The sequence below is a fragment of the Thermodesulfobacteriota bacterium genome (genome assembly GCA_040758155.1).
In the GTDB taxonomy this organism is placed as follows: Bacteria; Desulfobacterota; Deferrimicrobia; order Deferrimicrobiales; family Deferrimicrobiaceae; genus UBA2219.
Window position 1 is genome coordinate 1 of sequence record JBFLWB010000142.1, and the last position, 17,243, is coordinate 17,243.

13 protein-coding genes, 2 tRNA genes and 3 rRNA genes are annotated in these 17,243 nt (G+C 64.3%); 3 read left to right on the forward strand and 15 right to left on the reverse strand.

Translation table 11 applies throughout. The annotated features are described in order from the left end of the window. From AB1346_09725 to AB1346_09735, 3 genes are all read left to right on the forward strand, one after another. Positions 1 to 221: CpaF family protein (locus AB1346_09725; GenBank protein MEW6720717.1), on the forward strand; the 221-nt coding region annotated here is incomplete at its 5' end. Beyond that, positions 212 to 1,063, forward strand: coding sequence for a type II secretion system F family protein (locus AB1346_09730; GenBank protein ID MEW6720718.1), 852 nt, complete (start codon positions 212 to 214; stop codon positions 1,061 to 1,063). The genes AB1346_09725 and AB1346_09730, both read left to right, overlap by 10 nt. Next, positions 1,060 to 1,878, forward strand: coding sequence for a type II secretion system F family protein (locus tag AB1346_09735; GenBank protein ID MEW6720719.1), 819 nt, complete (start codon positions 1,060 to 1,062; stop codon positions 1,876 to 1,878). Before AB1346_09730 ends, AB1346_09735 begins: the two co-directional genes overlap by 4 nt. 243 nt (positions 1,879 to 2,121) lie before the next feature. Here the strand turns inward: AB1346_09735 and AB1346_09740 are convergent, their stop codons facing one another. The 15 genes from AB1346_09740 to AB1346_09810 all read right to left on the reverse strand — a co-directional run. Further along, positions 2,122 to 3,801, reverse strand: coding sequence for a serine/threonine-protein kinase (locus AB1346_09740; protein MEW6720720.1), 1,680 nt, complete (start codon positions 3,799 to 3,801; stop codon positions 2,122 to 2,124). A 7-nt stretch (positions 3,802 to 3,808) separates the two neighbouring features. Next, entirely contained in the window at positions 3,809 to 6,001 is a 2,193-nt protein-coding gene (locus AB1346_09745; GenBank protein ID MEW6720721.1) for an ATP-binding protein, read from the reverse strand. Beyond that, positions 5,998 to 6,552, reverse strand: a complete 555-nt coding sequence (locus AB1346_09750) for a DUF4390 domain-containing protein (GenBank protein MEW6720722.1) — start codon at positions 6,550 to 6,552, stop codon at positions 5,998 to 6,000. The genes AB1346_09745 and AB1346_09750 overlap by 4 nt, the downstream gene beginning before the upstream one ends. Positions 6,553 to 6,611: 59 nt before the next feature. Beyond that, a complete protein-coding gene (locus AB1346_09755) occupies positions 6,612 to 6,827 on the reverse strand; it encodes a DUF2905 domain-containing protein (GenBank protein ID MEW6720723.1) in 216 nt (71 codons plus the stop codon). A 4-nt stretch (positions 6,828 to 6,831) separates the two neighbouring features. Then, the gene (gene ruvB, locus AB1346_09760) at positions 6,832 to 7,863 is read right to left on the reverse strand and encodes a Holliday junction branch migration DNA helicase RuvB (GenBank protein MEW6720724.1); all 1,032 of its coding nucleotides are present in this window, start codon (positions 7,861 to 7,863) and stop codon (positions 6,832 to 6,834) included. Positions 7,864 to 7,900: 37 nt separating this feature from the next. Continuing rightward, positions 7,901 to 8,512: a Holliday junction branch migration protein RuvA gene (gene ruvA / locus AB1346_09765; GenBank protein ID MEW6720725.1), complete on the reverse strand. Its 612-nt coding sequence runs from the start codon at positions 8,510 to 8,512 to the stop codon at positions 7,901 to 7,903. A 104-nt stretch (positions 8,513 to 8,616) separates the two neighbouring features. Next, positions 8,617 to 8,871 (reverse strand): hypothetical protein, encoded by a 255-nt coding sequence (locus AB1346_09770; protein ID MEW6720726.1) that lies wholly within the window; start codon positions 8,869 to 8,871, stop codon positions 8,617 to 8,619. Between the two features lie 239 nt (positions 8,872 to 9,110). Then, a complete protein-coding gene (locus AB1346_09775; protein ID MEW6720727.1) occupies positions 9,111 to 11,378 on the reverse strand; it encodes an adenylate/guanylate cyclase domain-containing protein in 2,268 nt (755 codons plus the stop codon). A gap of 176 nt (positions 11,379 to 11,554) precedes the next feature. After that, complete coding sequence (gene ruvC, locus AB1346_09780; GenBank protein ID MEW6720728.1) at positions 11,555 to 12,043, reverse strand: crossover junction endodeoxyribonuclease RuvC; 489 nt, start codon at positions 12,041 to 12,043, stop codon at positions 11,555 to 11,557. Further along, entirely contained in the window at positions 12,040 to 12,792 is a 753-nt protein-coding gene (locus AB1346_09785) for a YebC/PmpR family DNA-binding transcriptional regulator (GenBank protein ID MEW6720729.1), read from the reverse strand. The genes ruvC and AB1346_09785 overlap by 4 nt, the downstream gene beginning before the upstream one ends. An 83-nt stretch (positions 12,793 to 12,875) precedes the next feature. Further along, positions 12,876 to 12,992 (reverse strand): 5S ribosomal RNA (rrf, locus tag AB1346_09790). Between the two features lie 77 nt (positions 12,993 to 13,069). Further along, positions 13,070 to 16,091, reverse strand: a 23S ribosomal RNA gene (locus tag AB1346_09795). A 150-nt stretch (positions 16,092 to 16,241) separates the two neighbouring features. Next, a tRNA-Ala gene (locus tag AB1346_09800) sits at positions 16,242 to 16,317 on the reverse strand. A gap of 64 nt (positions 16,318 to 16,381) precedes the next feature. Further along, positions 16,382 to 16,458, reverse strand: a tRNA-Ile gene (locus AB1346_09805). 95 nt (positions 16,459 to 16,553) lie between these two features. Further along, positions 16,554 to 17,243, reverse strand: a 16S ribosomal RNA gene (locus AB1346_09810); the annotation flags it as partial.

Genomic DNA, 17,243 nt, shown 5'->3' on the forward strand with positions numbered 1-17,243 from the left:
CCTCGGCGATCGACCTGATCGTCCACACCGCGCGGATCCAGGGAGGAAGACGCGCGGTCACTTCGATCACCGAGGTGACCGGGATGAACGATTCCCAGATCCTGCTCCAGGAAATCTTTCGCTGGAGCAAGGCCGAAGGCCGGGACGCGCGCGGCGGCGGTCTCGTTCCCACGCGCGTTCCCTCGTCTTTCGCGGAGGAGGACCGCCTCGCATGGGACTGACGCCGGCCGAATCCGCGATCTTCTGCCTCGGCGCGGGATTGATCGTCCTCTTCCTGTTCCGCACGGCCCTGCCGGGGATTTCCCGGCGCTTCGCATCCGCGTCCAGCCGGCATTCCGACGATCTGCGGGAGGAATTCATCTTCCTTCCTCCCGCCCGGATCGCATCCGGGATGCTCCTGTCCGGTTTCCTCTGCGGCATCGTCGCGTTGGCGATGTCGGGGTCTCCGACGGCTGCCGCCGTTTCGGTCGCCGCTCCCGTGCTCCTCGCTGGAACGATCGTCGGATGGTATCGGAGCCGCCGCAGGAAGACGATCCTTTCCCAGCTTCCCGTGATGCTCGACCTTGTCGCCGGGCATCTGAAGGCCGGGCACAGCCTCGTGGAATCGCTGGCGGAGACCGTTCCCCTGTTGCCGAGGGGGATCCGCGAGGAGATGGCCTGGCTCCTTCAGCAGAACCGCCTTGGAACTCCGCTGGCCGAAGCGTTCACGCTATGGGAGCGGCGGATCCCATCGGAAGACGTATCGCTCTTCGTCAGGCCGCTGCGCGCCGCGCTTCCCGGAGGAGGGAACATCGTCGACCTCCTGGAGAGGACGGTGGATATCCTGCGGCGCCGGATCCGCACGAGAGAGAAGCTCCGGAGCATGACCGCGCAGGCCCGGCTCCAGGCGATTGTGCTGACGCTGCTTCCCCCGTCCTTCGCCGCGGTAATGTCGTGGATCGACCCGCATTTCCTCCACGGGCTCATCGGCACGCCGCAAGGAAAAGCCATCCTTTCGGCGGCAGCAGTGCTGCAGGCCCTGGGGTGGTTGACCATCCGGAAGATCGTTTCGGTGCGGCCATGAGCCCGCTCGACTTCCTCCTGATCGGGTCGGCTCTCCTTACCGGCGGGATGCTCGTCGCCGCATCGATCCGGAAGATGCTGTCGAACTATTCTTTGAGACGGTTGCCGGAGGCGCATCGGAGGGCCCACATCCGCCTGGTCGAATGGCTGATGCGGAAGAACCTGATCCGGACGCCGGGCGCATGCCTGATAGATCCCGTACGTCCATGGGCGATCGGGGAAGCAGCGGGGCTCCTGGTGCTGGCCGCCGGAACGATGGCGACGCCGAATCCGGCCGGATTCCTCGGCGCCTTCGCCACCGCCATCCTGTTTGCTGCCTGCGCGACATGGTTTGCGATCCGGAAAGCGTCCCGGGAAGCGCTCCGCTCCGTTCAGAGAGATCTTCCAGTCGCCTGCTTCCTGCTTTCCCTCCTCCTCGAATCGGGGATGGGAGCGTCCTCGGCCCTCCAGGAAACGGCATCCTCGGTCCCTGCCGGGGCCCTTTCCCGGGAACTGGGGGAGCTTGTTCGTGCCCGGTCCATCGGCCTCTCACGCGGCGAGTCTATCGACCAGTCGCGGCGGCGGGTCCCCCTTGAGGATTACCGGATCTTCCTCAACCATATCCACCAGGGAGAGCGATTGGGAATCGGGCTGTCGAAGAGCTTGAGGGGGCTCTCGAATAAAATCCTCGAAAACCAGGACCATCGGGCGGAGACGATCGCCCAGCAGGCGGCTGTGAAACTGCTGTTCCCGCTGGTCTGCTTCATATTCCCGGCGGTGTTCCTGATCATCCTGTCGCCGGTGATCCTGGATCTGTGGAGCCGGTTCCTCCGATGAGACACGTAACTGTCTACAGGCGACTCCTGGCCGGACTCCTTTTCCTCGCGGCAATCCTCCTGCCGCCCGCTTCCGGTTTCTCTTCGGCGAATGCCGCCGGCAAGCTCTCGGTAAGATCCGCCGGAACCTTATCGGTAAGCCGCAAGCTCCTGCTATCGCTCCAAATCGCGAAAGCAAAGAAGGCCACACGGGGGCTCCGTTTCTATCGGAGCATCGCCCGCCAGCAGAAACATCGCCGCCCCGCTACCCCCCGTCCCCCGTCATCCGCACGATGACCTTCGGGTTTTTCCCGGGGCGCACGACCACCGTTTCCGTCCTGTCCGCCCCGAGCGGCTCGTTCACGAAGCGCACCTTGTGCTCTCCCGCCGGCAGGCGGACGCCGGTCAGCGGGGTTTCGCCGAGAAGCCGCTGGCCTACGTACACCGTGGCCCACGGGATCGCCTGGATCGCCTCCACCGTGCCGAGGAGCGGTTCGAGCTCGGTCCGGAAGGTACCGCCCTTTTCCAGAACGCTCGCGGGTACGGTGCGACTGTTGAACCCTTCCCGCGACAGGACGATCCCGTCCCTGCCGACGAGCGACAGATCCAGATGAGCGGGTGTCCGGCCGGCCGATCGGCCGTCCCTGAGCCGGATCTCCGCTCCCTCGGGCTCCGTCTCGATCCGGATGAGCCGGTGGGGCTGTGGGACGGGAGCCGCAACCGGCTGAATCTTCGCCGCGGAAGGAATCGCCGGGGAGGTCGTGGGAACCTGCGATGCGGACTTCGCCTGCGGTATCTGCGGTGCTGATGCCTTCGCGTCGATCGCAATCAACGTGGTTGGCGCAGCGGAAACGACAGGCGAAGGCGTGGAAGAAACCGGCGCATCGCTCCTCGACCACAGGAACAGGCCGCCGGTGACCAGCGCGGCAACCGCCGCCGCGGCTGCGCCGGCTTTCAAAGGCCTACCGCCCTTGCCGTATCGCCGCGCGGGCTCCTTCACCATCATGGGAGCGGCATCGTACTCCGCGGGCAGGGAAGGCACCGTCGCCTCTTCCTCCGAATCGGGGAACATCCTGTCCCTGAAATCCGCAAGATCCGGCGCGGCGGCGGGCGCGGGTCCCCGGGCGGACAGCTCCGCCAGGAAATCCGCGGCGCTGCGATACCGTTCAGCGGGGTCCGGGGAGAGGGCAATCCTCAGGACTTCCGCGACGCTCTCCGGCGCTCCCGGAAATCGCAGGCCGCGGCCATCGAACTTGCGGATGTGTTCCAGGAGCTCTTCCGTTTCGGTTCCCTCGAACAGGCGATGCCCGAGGAGCAGCTCCGCCGATATCGCCGCGGCGGCGAACAGGTCCGAGGAGACCGTCGCCGGCTCCCCCCGAGCGCGTTCCGGCGAGAAGTAAGCGGCCTTCCCTGCCCGCGGGTCACCCGCTTCCTCCGACTGATCGGCGGCCAGCGAAATTCCGAAATCGGTCAGCTTCACGGCGCCGGTGCTCCCGAGCAGAACGTTGCCCGGTGAGACGTCACGATGCACGATCCCTTTTTCATGCAGGTATCCCAGCCCTGACCAGATCCCCTCCACCCAGTGCCGCCAGACGCCGGGCGGGATCGGAAGGCGAAGGCGGCGCGACTGCGCGGCCGCCTGTGCGAGGTCGTATCCCTCGACGTATTCCATCGCCAGGAAATACGCCTCGCCCTCTTTTCCGAAATCGAACACCTGGATCAGGTTGGGGTGGGAAAGCGACGCGGCCAGCCGCGCCTCGCGGATGAAGAGGTCGCGGAAACGGGGATCTCCTTCGTGGCGCGGATGGACGACCTTCAGGGCAACACGCTTGCGGAAGCCGCCCTCCCCCGGAAGGAGGCACAGATAGATCTCCGACATCCTGCCGGAGGCGATCCTGCGCAGGACGCGGTACTTGCCGAAGCGGCGCGGCTCTCCGGCCGCCATCGACCCGTTACTCACGGCCCCGCGGCCGGGCGGGGAACTCGATCTCGAAGACCGTGCCCTTCGGCTCGTTGTCCCGGATCCGGACGGTCCCCCCGTGGTCGGCCGCGATGGCGCTCACGATGGCCAGACCCAGCCCCGTCCCTCCCTCCCGCCGGGAGAAGTACGGCTCGAAGATCCGCTCCCGGTCCTTCCGCGTGATCCCGGGGCCGTCGTCGGCCACTGTAATGCGCGCCCTGCCGCTTTCGGCATCGAACGCGCAGGATACCTCCACGCATCCCTGTTTTCCGAGCGCGGCGGCGGCGTTCTCCAGGAGATTGGTGAGGGCGCGCCGGATCTGGATGGGGTCGAACCACGCCTGGGGCATCTCCCCTGCGCGAAACTCCCAACGGATGCCGGGGTGGGATGTCCGGTACATCTCGACGACCTGCCGGACCTCCTCCGGAAGGTCCCCCTCCTCGAGCTGCGGAGCGGGCATCCGGGCGAACCGGGTGAACTCGTCCACCAGCCGCTTCAGCGTGGCCACCTCCGAGAGGACCGCCTGCGTGCACTCGGCGAAGACGGGATCGCCTGCGTGCTCCTCGGAGTATTTCCGGATCATCCGCTCGGTCGAGAGCTGGATGGGGGTCAGCGGGTTCCGGATGTCGTGGGCGATCCTGCGGGCGACCTCCCTCCACGCAAGGACCCGCTGCAGGCGCATCGCCTGGGAAAGGTCGTCGAAGGCCACGACCAGCCCCATGTAATCGCCCCTCTCGTCCAGCAGCGTCGTCATGCTGACCCGCAGGGCGATCCGCTTCTCTCCGATGGGAAGCTCCACCTGCCGCTCGACCTGCCGCCCCCCGGCGTTCCCCGCCTCCCGGTACAGGCCGCGGATCGCCTCGTAATGGTCCTCGCGGAACACATCCCGGTACAGGGAGCCCGCCGCCTCCTCCGGGGAAACCTCCAGCAGGCGGCCCGCAACCTTGTTGATCATCGCGATCCGGGCGTGGCGATCGATGACGATGACGCCCGTGGAGATGTTGTCGAGGATGGTCTCGATGAACTGCGTCCTGCGTCGGAGCTCCTCATACGTCGTGGTGAGCGACGCGTGCGCCTCGGCGAGGTTCCCCTGCATCGCCTTCAGGTCGGCGGTCATCCGGTTGAAGGAGCCGACCAGCGTCCCGAACTCGTCGTCCGACCGGTAGTCGATCGTGGCGTCCAGATCGCCCCGCGCGACGCGGTCCGTCCCCTCCGCGAGAAGCTGCACCGGCACGGTGATCCGGCGGGCGAGGTAGATCCCCATCCAGCTCGCGGCGAAGACGATGAGCAGCGTGATGAGGATCAGGACGCCTATGTAGCTGGCCCGGATCGGATCGTCGAGCAGCCGCACCTGGTGGTAGCCGGCGTACGCGTCCTTGATGGCCCGGATCCGTTGGGCCTCCGCCTCGGGCAGCAGCTTCGCCGCCGCCACCAGCCCGTCGCCGCCCGCGGGGACCCACGCGACCGCGTAGCCGTCTCCGATGATGGTGCCTCCCTCCGCCCCGGCCTTCCCGAGGCTGCCGAGCCGGTCGAGGATCTCGTTTCCCGCGGCCCCGAGCGCTTTCCCCTCCTTCGCCGCCAGCTTCCCCTTCCTCAGGAACAGGAGCGTGACGGCGTCTTCCTGGCCGGTGCGCATGTGGCGGAGCGCCTCCCCGGCCGTCTCTGCCGTCGTCTCCGGCCCGACGAGCGTCGCCGCTTCCCCCGCGAGGGGAACCAGCGCGGCCGCGTCGTCGTTCAGCTTCCTCCGCGCGATCTCCAGCGACCCGCTGAGCGCCTCCCCCACCCGTTTGCCGATCCAGGACTTGATGCTCGTCGTGGTGATGTTCGTCGCGGCGACGAACAGCAGCGCCGTCGGGAGGAGGGAGAAGAGGATGAAGATGACGACGAGCCGGGAGCGCAGCTTCGAGCCGAGGATCCCCCGGCGGCGGTCCAGGAGGATCTTGAACAGGTTCCTCGACACCAGGAAGATCAGGAGGACGACGAGGATGACGTTCAGGTTGATCAGGGCGAAGATGGCGATGTTGCCGGAGAACCGCACCGGTCCCCCGGAAGCGACCAGGTACGCCTCGATGAAGGTCAGCGCCGCGACGAGGAACGCGACGACTCCGATGGCCCAGCGCTCGCGCCGCCGCCGCGTACGTTCCGCTTCCTGCAGGCGGACGCTTTCGTCGACCGGGAGATTCACGGGGACCTCAAGGGCCCGTGGGCCCAGTCGGTTTCGACGTCCCACACGGAGGAGAAGAACACGATGGTGCGCAGCGGATCGGCGAGTCCGGCCTGGTCCAGCCGGACGCGCACCCGGGCCCTGTACGGCTTCCCGCCGGATATCTCGCCGCTCAGCGGGACCGTCGCCTCGAGGCGGGTCATCCGCTCGACGGCATGCCGCAGGTCGGGAACGATCTCGTCGACGCCTCCGCGGTGGAAGCGGTAGACACGGGAAAGGACGTCGTACCGGATGGACTGCGCGTATTTCATGTCGCCGACCGTGACGTTGAACCAGTTCCGGTGGACCCGCTCGACCTCGAGGCGGACCCGGAAGGTGATCTCTATGCCGCTCTTGAGCGCCTCCACCATTTCCGGCGTGAAGGCGTTTTCGATGCGGAATTGGACCCGGGCCTCTTTCCCGCGGACGGTTCCCCCGACCTGGACCACCTTGGGCGGGGGGGCATCGGCCGGTGCAGGCCGCGGCGCGACCGCCACCAGGCACAACGTGAAAAAGGCCACCAGTACGCGCACTTCCACCTCCCGCGCCATTATACCCGGTTGGCGCGGGGCCGCAACAGCCGGGTCCCGGCCTATTTCCTGAGGAGCCAGTACAGGAGGGAGAGCACCGCGCTGACGAGAAGGGAGGTCGCCAGCGGGAAGTAGAACGTGAATTTCCCCTTTCGGATCGTGAAGTCGCCCGGAAGGCGGCCGAACCAGCCGATCCTCTCCGACAGGTGGAGCGCGAGGCCGATGAGTGCGATCGCGATTCCCGCGACGATCAGCATCTTTGCGGCGGAGGCGAACACGCGGTCACTTCCCCCCGAAAAGGTCGTCCTGGACGGCGGTCCTGGGCGCCTCCATCCCCATGTGCTTCCACGCCGCGGGCGTGGCGACGCGCCCCCGCGGAGTGCGCTTCAGAAACCCCTGCTGGATGAGGAACGGCTCGTAGACGTCCTCGATCGTGTCGCGCTCCTCGCTCACCGACGCCGAGATCGTCTCCACGCCGACCGGGCCGCCCTGGAAGTTCTCGAGGATGACCCGAAGGATCTTCCGGTCCATCACGTCGAGCCCCTTGCGGTCCACCTCCATCCGGAGCAGCGCGCGGTCGGCGATCTCCCGCGTGATGACGCCGTCGCCCCCCACCTGCGCGAAGTCCCGGACGCGGCGCAGCAGCCGGTTGGCGATCCTCGGCGTCCCGCGCGACCGCCGGGCGATCTCCCGCTCCCCATCCGGCTCGATCCGGATGGACAGGGCGGCCGCGGAACGCCGGACGACTTCCTCCAGCTCCTCCTGACCGTAATACTCGAGGCGGAACGGGACGCCGAACCGGTCCCGCAAGGGAGAGGTGAGCAGCCCCGTGCGCGTGGTGGCGCCCACGAGGGTGAAGCGCGGCAGGGAGAGACGGATCGACTTGGCCGACGGCCCCTGGCCCAGGATGATATCGAGGGCGAAATCCTCCATCGCGGAGTAGAGAAGCTCCTCCACGACGCGGCTCAGGCGGTGGATCTCGTCGATGAAGAGGACGTCCCCCGGCTCGAGCGCCGTGAGGATCGCGGCGATGTCCCCTTTCCGCTCGATCGCGGGGCCCGATGTCGTCCGGATCCCGACGCCCATCTCGTTGGCGATGATGTGCGCCAGCGTGGTCTTGCCGAGCCCGGGAGGCCCGGAGAGCAGGACGTGGTCCAGCGACTCGCCGCGCGCCTTCGCCGCGATGATGTAAGTCCCAAGGTTCGAAACGACGGCGCGCTGACCGATGAACTCAACCAGCCGCTTCGGCCGTAGCGATGCGTCGGCCGGGACCTCGCCTTCCGCCTTGTCCGGATCCAGGATCCTTCCGTCCAATCGCTCCTCCGCTCCCCCGGCGGCCTGTCCGGCCGACCTACCCTCGCCGCCCGGACAGGCGCCGCAGCGCCTCCCGGATCAGCGCATCGACCGCCATTCCGCCCCCCGCCTCCTTGAGGACCGTCGCGACCGCGCCCTGCGCCTCGCCGCGCGAAAATCCCAATGCCGCGAGCGCTTCCCATGCTTCGCTCTCCGCCCCGCCGGTAGGCGGGGCCGTTCCTTCCGCCGGGGCGAACTCGACGGACACCTTCTTCAGGCGGTCCGGCAGCTCCAGGGCGATCCGCTGCGCCAGCTTCTTCCCGATCCCGGGAACGCGGGTGAAGCAGGCGGCGTCGTTCCGCGCGCACCCTGCGAGTACCCCGTCGACCCCGAGAACCGACAGCACCGCGAGTGCGGATTTGGGCCCCACGCCGCTGATGCCGATCGTCGCGAGGAAGATTTCCCGCTCCGTCTCCGTGGAGAATCCGAACAGGTCGCCGCCGCCCTCGCGGAAGTGAAGGTACGTCCGGAGGAAGCAGCTCTCGCCTTCCGGCGGCAGGTCGCCCCTCGATGCGGCGGAGACGTACGCGCGGAAGCCGACGCCGGCGCACTCCACGACGACGAAATCCTTGCCGCCCCCCGCGAGGCGCCCTTTGAGGTGATCGATCATCGCACGACATAATAACATTTCCACGGCCCCGGGCGTCCCGGATCGGGAAGGAAGGGAAGGTGGAAAGCCCGGCGCAAGGCCGGGCTTTCCGGGGGCGGGGCAGCCTAACGCGGGTAGTTGTAGAGCCACGTCCCCTGGAAATCGGTGACCTTGATCGTAAAGGGACCGTTCCCGGAAACCTCGACCGACGGCTCCTGGATGTTGACGTTTCCGATCCGCGCCTTGTACTTCGTGAACGACAGCTCTTCCTGGCCCACCATCGCGGCGACCAGCTTGTTCTCCACGAACTCGGCCTTGAAGGATTTCTGGAGCTCCGGTAAGGACTTCTCTATGAAGAACTGCCTCCCTTGATCGCTCATCGGGTCCCTCCTTCCGGGTCGTTGCGTTCGGGTTGACCGGAAACGCGCTCGCATCCAGTCGCTCTTCGGCTCTACGCGATAAGTATCCCTCCTTTCCATCCGTCGCTTACATTTATTGAATTCGTCGTGAACGCCGGGAAGGATCCCCGGCGATAAATTACGGCAAGGACGCGGAAACGGGATGCGTCAATGCAAATTTTTATATCGCCGCAGCGGAAAGTCAACGATATTAGGGGGGACTATATCCCTTCGACGCGCACGACGCCGTCCCAGTCTTCGCCTGGCGGGACATGCGTGTAGCGGCGGCAGAGGTCCAGGAAATAAAGGGATGGGCCGTCGCCTCTCCGGATGTCGAGCGCCTGTTGAAACCTCGCGGCCGACTTTCCCCATTCCCCGCGGCGGAAATGGGCCATCCCTTCGGAGAAGGAGGCGCAGCACTCCACCTGCGCGGGATTGGCCGCGGCCCTGCAGGCGATCAGCTCGCACACTTGCACCGGCAGGCTCTTCCCCGCGAGGAGGAACAGCCCCATGTCGCGGACGAGAAAAACCTTCTCAAGAGACAGCACATCGCCCGAAGCCAGGATCCGGGTACCGAGGATCTTGTTTAGCCCCTCGATCCGGGTCGCCGTGTTTACGATGTCGCCCACCGGCCCGGATTCGAAATGCCGGCCGGCGCCGATGTTCCCGAGAAGGATCTCCCCCGAATGCAGCCCGATCCGCGTGGGAAGCGCGACGCAGGCGGGGGTGCGCCGGGGATTCCGCATCGATTCCGCGATTTCGATCGCGGCCCGGCAGGCATCCTTCAGGGGCGCAGGGTTATCCCGCCTGGCCAGCCAAAGGGCCAGCATGGAATCCGCGACGACGTTAAAGACCGTCCCGCCGTGCCGCCGGACGGGATCGAACACCGCCTCGTAATACCGGTTGAGGATCCCGGCGAGCTCCTCCGGCTTCATCGACCCGGACAGGGCGGTGTACCGCTCGACGTCCGTGGCGAGGCAGACGCCGCTCACGAGCCGGTTGCGGACGCTCAGCCCGTCGATGTTCCCGGCCATATCCTCCACGACCTCCGCCGGAAGATATCGGGCGAATGCGCTGCGGAAATTCCGGCGCTCGCGGCTCAGCTCCGCGTAGCTCCAGGCGACGGCGGATGCGACGGCCAGCGGGCCCTGCACCAGGAGCGGGTAGACGACGGGAAACCATGCGCCCTCGGCCGCGAACCGCTGGACCGACGCCGCGAGATACAGGACGGACACGCCCGCCACAGCCGTGATGGACACCGCGGGGCGGAACAGGAAGGACAGGATCCCCACGACGATCCCCCAAAGGAGGATCGTCGCGAATTGCGCGAGGAACGGCAATGGCCGGACCGGCATGTCCTCGACGAGGTTCGCGAACGACGTCGCCTCGATCTCCACCCCACTCAGGTCCACGCCGTCGCCGCCCGTGTACACCGTGAGGAACCCGTCCTTCTGCGCAAGCCGGCGGGCCTCCGAGGAGCCGACGAAGACGGCCTTCCCCGCGAGCTCCCGGGTCTCGGGGAATGCTCTGCCGTTCTTCCCGTTCCGCACAAGCCGGTGATACGGGATCGTGGGGATCGTCCGCGGCGGACCGTAGAAGTTCAGGAGCTTCCGGTCGTCGCCTCCATACAGGCGGACGAGGGAGCGCAGGATCCGTCGCCGGGCTTCGTCTCCGGGAACCCGGGGGATTCCGTCCAGCGCCGCCAGCAGCTTCCGCTCCGCGGTCGGATCCTTGCCGAGAATCTCCCGCAGAGCCAGGATCATGCCCGCGATCCCGTGCGAACGGACGAATTCCTTTCCGGACCGCGGAAGGACCCTCGCCTGTTCGGGAAACACGGTCTCGATGAGCCGGAGGAACTCAGGGTATGCCGGAAGGACGTGCCATTGAAACGCCGCCACGGGCAGCGTGGGCTGGCAGCGTTTTCCCGCGGTCGTCCGGAAAGTCCAGTCCCGGCTCACTCTGGCGGGAACCTTCGGAAGAGGATACGGGACGGAAGAGGCGGCGGCTTCGCCGAGAAGGAGGGTCGGGGGGATCCTCCGGGCGATCTCGATCGCTCCCCCCGGTTTCCCTCCTTTTCCCATGTAGGGGAGCTTCTCCACCTTGAGCCGTTCGCACAGCAACACGTTCCCGGCTTTCCGCATCGCCTGCGCGAAAACGCGATCCTGCCCCTCCGACGCCGGATCCTCGAAGAAGACGTCGAACGCAATGACCGCCGCGCCGCCGGCCGCCAGTCTTTCCGTAAGGCGGGCGTGCAGCGACCGGGGCCATTTCCTGCAGTCGTCGTCCAGATCGAGCGTGTCGGCGGATTCCCTGTCGATGCCGACGACAACGACTTCGGATGGAGGGGACCGGGGGCCCCTCAGGCGGAACAGGATCTCCAGCCCCAGGCGCTCCTCGAGATCCGTCCATTCCGGCGCGAGGCCCGCAAGCAGCCCCAGGACGCCGGTCGCAATCCCCAGAAGGATCCCTTTGACGATTCGAGCACGCATGGGACACCCCGACAGACAGGAAAGCCTGTTCCGATGCGGGAACGTCGGGTTGGAAAGGTTAACGGAGCCGGACCGCCGCTTTATGAAGGGGTATCATCGAAAAGCGGACCGAATGCGCGAACAATTCAATTAAGAATTTAAATTCATTTATGGCGGGTTGTCAACGACCTAACTTCTCAGGCAGGAAGGTCCCTCGTGACGGCACGGCAGAACGCCATGGCGAGCGCGTCGGCGGCGTCGGGGGGTACCGGCCCGCGTACCCCCAGCAACCGGGCGATCATCCCGGCCACCTGCTCCTTCGGGGCGGCGCCGTAGCCGGTCGCCGCCAGCTTGATCTCCTTGGGGCTGTACTCGAAGACGGGGACATCGTTCGCCCGGCAGGCGACGATCGCCGCGCCCCTCGCCTGGCCGAGCTTGAGGGCGGAGGCGGCGTTCTTCGCGACGAACACCTTCTCCACCGCGGCCTCGGACGGCCGGTATTGCCGGATGAGGGAGGAAAGCTCTGTGTGGATCCGGAACAGGCGGTCCGGGAACGGCTCATCCCCGTCGAGCCGGATGACGCCCCACGCCACGGCGGCGACGGAGCTTCCCTGCCGGTCTACGATCCCGTACCCGGTGCGCAGCGAACCCGGGTCGATGCCGAGGATCCGGCGGGCGCCGCTCAGCCGAACGCCTCCATGGCCTCGTCGGAGATGTCGAAGTTCGCCCAGACGTTCTGGACGTCGTCGGACTCCTCCAGGGCGTTCATCAGCTTGAGCATGGATTCCGCGGGCTTCCCCTCCAGGTGGACGGTGGTCTGGGGGACCATCGCCACTTCCGCGGAGGCGATCTTGATCTTTCGCTCCTCGAGCCCCTTCTTCACGTCCTCCACCACCTCGGGCTCGCAGCGGACCTCGTACTCGTGCGATTCGGGGTCGTTCGCCACGTCGTCGGCGCCCAGCTCGAGGGCGATGTCGATCAGCTTCTCCTCGTCGACCCCCGCCTTGGGCACGTTGATGGACCCCTTCTTGGAGAACATCCAGTTGACGCACCCCGTCTCGCCGAGGTTGCCGTTGTACTTCGTGAAGATGTGGCGGACGTCCGCGACCGTCCGGTTCTTGTTGTCGGTCAGCACCTTGACGAGCACCGCGACGCCGCTGGGGCCGTACCCTTCGTACATGAACTCCTCGTAAGAGACGCCCTCGAGGTCCCCTGTCCCCTTCTTGATCGCCCGGCTGATGTTGTCGTTGGGCATGTTGACGGCCTTGGCCGCCAGGATCGCCGCCCGCAGCCGCGAGTTGCCGTCGGGGTCGCCCCCGCCGATCTTCGCCGCGGTGATGATCTCCCGGGTGATCTTGGTGAACGCCTTCCCACGCTGCGCGTCGGCCTTCCCCTTCTTGTGCTTGATGGAACTCCATTTATTGTGGCCAGACATAGGGCTGCCGCTCCGTAACGTGGGATTTTGGAGAAAATAATAAGGCCCTTGCTCCGTTTCCGGCGCAAGGGCCCCAAGTTTAAATTCGGCGGCGACCTACTCTCCCACGGGGGTAACCCCGCAGTACCATCGGCGCTGGAGAGCTTAACTTCCGTGTTCGGGATGGGAACGGGTGTTGCCTCTCCGCCATCGCCACCGAAAGCCGAGTACAATGAAAGCGCAACCTGTGCGCCAACCGATTCTTCCTGCGCGTCCGAATTCTTCCATCCGTTGAATAGTGGTCAAGCCTCACGGGCGATTAGTACCGGTTAGCTAAACGCATCGCTGCGCTTACACACCCGGCCTATCAACCTCGTAGTCTCCGAGGGCCCTTCAGGGGGATTAAATCCCCGGGAGACCTCATCTCAGGGCGGGTTTCCCACTTAGATGCTTTCAGCGGTTATCCCTTCCGCACATAGCTACCCAGCGATGCCCTTGGCAGAACAACTGGTACACTAGCGGTGCGTCCATCCCGGTCCTCTCGTACTAGGGACAGCTCCCTTCAAGTCTCCAACGCCCACACCAGATAGGGACCAAACTGTCTTGCGACGTTTTAAACCCAGCTCACGTACCGCTTTAATTGGCGAACAGCCAAACCCTTGGGACCTACTTCAGCCCCAGGATGCGATGAGCCGACATCGAGGTGCCAAACCTCCCCGTCGATGTGAACTCTTGGGGGAGATAAGCCTGTTATCCCCGGCGTACCTTTTATCCGTTGAGCGATGGCCCTTCCATGCGGAACCACCGGATCACTAAGACCTGCTTTCGCACCTGCTCGACTTGTCAGTCTCGCAGTCAAGCTCCCTTATGCCTTTACACTCGACGGCTGGTTTCCAATCAGCCTGAGGGAACCTTCGCGCGCCTCCGTTACTCTTTGGGAGGCGACCGCCCCAGTCAAACTGCCCACCAGGCAATGTCCCCGGCCCGGATCACGGGCCCAGGTTAGAATTCCGGAACAACCAGGGTGGTATTTCACTGACGGCTCCACCGGAGCTAGCGCCCCGGTCTCAAAGCCTCCCACCTATCCTACACAAGCTATTCCAAAATCCAATGCCAAGTTGCAGTGAAGGTGCACGGGGTCTTTCCGTCTAGGTGCGGGTAACCGGCATCTTCACCGGTATTTCAGATTCGCCGAGCCCCTCGTTGAGACAGTGCCGCGATCGTTACGCCATTCGTGCAGGTCGGAACTTACCCGACAAGGAATTTCGCTACCTTAGGACCGTTATAGTTACGGCCGCCGTTTACCGGGGCTTCGGATTGACGCTTCGGAGGTTGCCCCCCTGACATCGCCCCTTAACCTTCCGGCACCGGGCAGGCGTCAGGCCATATACGTCGTCTTCACGACTTTGCATAGCCCTGTGTTTTTATTAAACAGTCGCCGCGGCCATTTCTCTGCGGCCCCCCTGGGCCTGGAGAGCAAGTCTCCTCACCCGAAGGGGCCCCCCTTCTCCCGAAGTTACGGGGGTAATTTGCCGAGTTCCTTAACGAGGGATCACTCGAGCGCCTTAGGATATTCTCCCTGCCTACCTGTGTCGGTTTGCGGTACGGACACCATTCCAACTCCCTACGAGGCTTTTCTCGGCAGCGTGGGATCAGCGAGTTTGCGGGGCATACGCCCCTCCCCATCACCTCTCGGAGATAGCGGCCTCCCGGATTTGCCTGGGAAGCCCCCCTACCGGCTTGGACCAGCACGTCCGTCAGCTGGCTCGCCTACCCTTCTGCGTCCCCCCATCGGTGGTAACGCGAGAATGGTGGTACAGGAATATTAACCTGTTTCCCATCGGTTACGCCTGTCGGCCTCACCTTAGGATCCGACTAACCCTGGGCGGATTAACCTTCCCCAGGAACCCTTAGGCTTACGGCGAGCGGGTTTTTCACCCGCTTTATCGCTACTCGTGTCAGCATAAGCACTTCGATTTCGTCCACCGGTCCTTACGGTCCGGCTTCAACCTACAATCGAACGCTCCCCTACCGCGATCCCCGAAGGGACCACCCGCAGCTTCGGCAATGTGCTTGAGCCCCGGTGAATTTTCGGCGCAGGCCCACTCGACCAGTGAGCTGTTACGCTTTCTTTAAAGGATGGCTGCTTCTAAGCCAACCTCCTGGCTGTCTTAGCGTTCCCACATCCTTTTCCACTTAGCACATATTTTGGGGCCTTAGCTGGCGATCTGGGTTGTTTCCCTCTCGACCACGGACCTTATCGCCCGTAGACTGACTCCCGGGATAGCAGTTGACGGTATTCGGAGTTTGGTTGGGTTTGGTAGACTGGTAGGTCCCCTAGCCCATCCAGTGCTCTACCCCCGTCACTGAATGCCCCGAGGCTATACCTAAATATATTTCGGGGAGAACCAGCTATTTCCAGGTTTGATTAGCCTTTCACCCCTACCCACAGCTCATCCGAGCTGTTTTCAACCAACATCGGTTCGGACCTCCACAGGTTTTTACACCTGCTTCATCCTGGCCATGGGTAGATCACCTGGTTTCGGGTCTACCCCACGCGACTATTGCGCCCGTTTCGGACTCGCTTTCGCTACGGCTCCGCCTGGCGGCTTAACCTTGCCACGTAGGGTAACTCGCTGACTCATTATGCAAAAGGCACGCTGTCACCCTGTCGACGGTTGCCCGCCGACATAGGGCTACAACTGTTTGTAGGCACACGGTTTCAGGTTCTGTTTCACTCCCCTCGCTGGGGTTCTTTTCACCTTTCCCTCACGGTACTAGTGCACTATCGGTCGTCAGGTAGTATTTAGCCTTGGAAGATGGTCCTCCCGGATTCCCGCGGGGTTTCTCGTGCCCCGCGGTACTTGGGAACCTGTCCCAGGAAGCCGGAACCGTTTCGTCTACGGGCCTATCACCCTCTATGGAATGGCTTTCCAGCCACTTCGACTACGGAACCGGTTTTTGACTTCCCGGCGGATCCGCAAATCCGCCCGGACAGACCCCGCAACCCCCGGCCTACAACGCTTGCGGGCTTGGCATAAGCCGGGTTTGGGCTGATCCCCGTTCGCTCGCCACTACTGGGGGAATCGCTTTTGCTTTCTCTTCCTGAAGGTACTAAGATGTTTCAGTTCCCTTCGTTGGCTTCCTGCACCTATGGATTCAGTGCAGGATCCCGCGGGTTTGCCGCGGGGGGTTTCCCCATTCGGAAATCTCCGGGTCAAAGCCTGTTAGGCGGCTCACCGGAGCTTATCGCAGCCTTCCACGTCCTTCATCGCCTCCTGACGCCAGGGCATCCACCGTGCGCCCTTGTTCGCTTGACCACTACTCAACGCATGAAAGAATTTCGGACGGCGCATTCGGAATCGGTTTTCAAAGAACCGGGACGCTTCACGTCCCATAAACTGCAAAAAAAGAACTTTATCGCATCTGCCGGCTCCGCCGCCCTGCTGTTCCCCCGCGGGGTGGACAGGTGGTGGAGGTGAACGGGATCGAACCGATGGCCTCCTGGTTGCAAACCAGGCGCTCTCCCAACTGAGCTACACCCCCGATGCGGCAACCTGCCATATGCGATGGCGAAGGGGGCGGTCTGCCCCGTTCGGCCCGATGAGCGTGGTGGGCCTAGGTAGGCTTGAACTACCGACCTCACGCTTATCAGGCGTGCGCTCTAGCCACCTGAGCTATAGGCCCAAGGGAGCGGATCGTTCAAAACTGAACAGGGAAGAAGGCGCGAAACAGGATCGGCATATGCCGCAACGCCGAAGCTTGCGGCACGTGCTCCATAGAAAGGAGGTGATCCAGCCGCAGGTTCCCCTACGGCTACCTTGTTACGACTTCACCCCAATCACTGACCATACCTTAGACGCCTACCTCCCTTGCGGGTTAGTCCAGCGGCTTCTGGTACAGCCAGCTTTCGTGGTGTGACGGGCGGTGTGTACAAGGCCCGGGAACGTATTCACCGCAGCCTGCTGATCTGCGATTACTAGCGATTCCGACTTCATGGAGTCGAGTTGCAGACTCCAATCTGAACTGGGGCCGGCTTTTTGGGATTCGCTCCACCTCGCGGTATTGCTGCCCTTTGTACCGGCCATTGTAGCACGTGTGTAGCCCTAGGCATAAAGGCCATGAGGACTTGACGTCATCCCCACCTTCCTCCGGTTTAACACCGGCAGTTTCCTTAGAGTGCCCAACTGAATGCTGGCAACTAAGGACAAGGGTTGCGCTCGTTGCGGGACTTAACCCAACATCTCACGACACGAGCTGACGACAGCCATGCAGCACCTGTCTCCTGGCTCCCTCTTACGAAGGCACTCCCCTGTTTCCAGGGGATTCCAGGGATGTCAAGCCCAGGTAAGGTTCTTCGCGTTGCGTCGAATTAAACCACATGCTCCACCGCTTGTGCGGGCCCCCGTCAATTCCTTTGAGTTTTAACCTTGCGGCCGTACTCCCCAGGCGGGGCACTTAATGCGTTAGCT

Excerpts from the sequence above, each read along its gene's own strand:
- ruvA (MEW6720725.1), bottom strand. The coding sequence starts at position 8,512 with ATGATCGATCACCTCAAAGGGCGCCTCGCGGGGGGCGGCAAGGATTTC.
- AB1346_09785 (MEW6720729.1), bottom strand. The coding sequence starts at position 12,792 with ATGTCTGGCCACAATAAATGGAGTTCCATCAAGCACAAGAAGGGGAAG.
- AB1346_09770 (MEW6720726.1), bottom strand. The coding sequence starts at position 8,871 with ATGAGCGATCAAGGGAGGCAGTTCTTCATAGAGAAGTCCTTACCGGAG.
- AB1346_09740 (MEW6720720.1), bottom strand. The coding sequence starts at position 3,801 with ATGGCGGCCGGAGAGCCGCGCCGCTTCGGCAAGTACCGCGTCCTGCGC.
- AB1346_09775 (MEW6720727.1), bottom strand. The coding sequence starts at position 11,378 with ATGCGTGCTCGAATCGTCAAAGGGATCCTTCTGGGGATTGCGACCGGC.
- AB1346_09730 (MEW6720718.1), top strand. The coding sequence starts at position 212 with ATGGGACTGACGCCGGCCGAATCCGCGATCTTCTGCCTCGGCGCGGGA.
- AB1346_09735 (MEW6720719.1), top strand. The coding sequence starts at position 1,060 with ATGAGCCCGCTCGACTTCCTCCTGATCGGGTCGGCTCTCCTTACCGGC.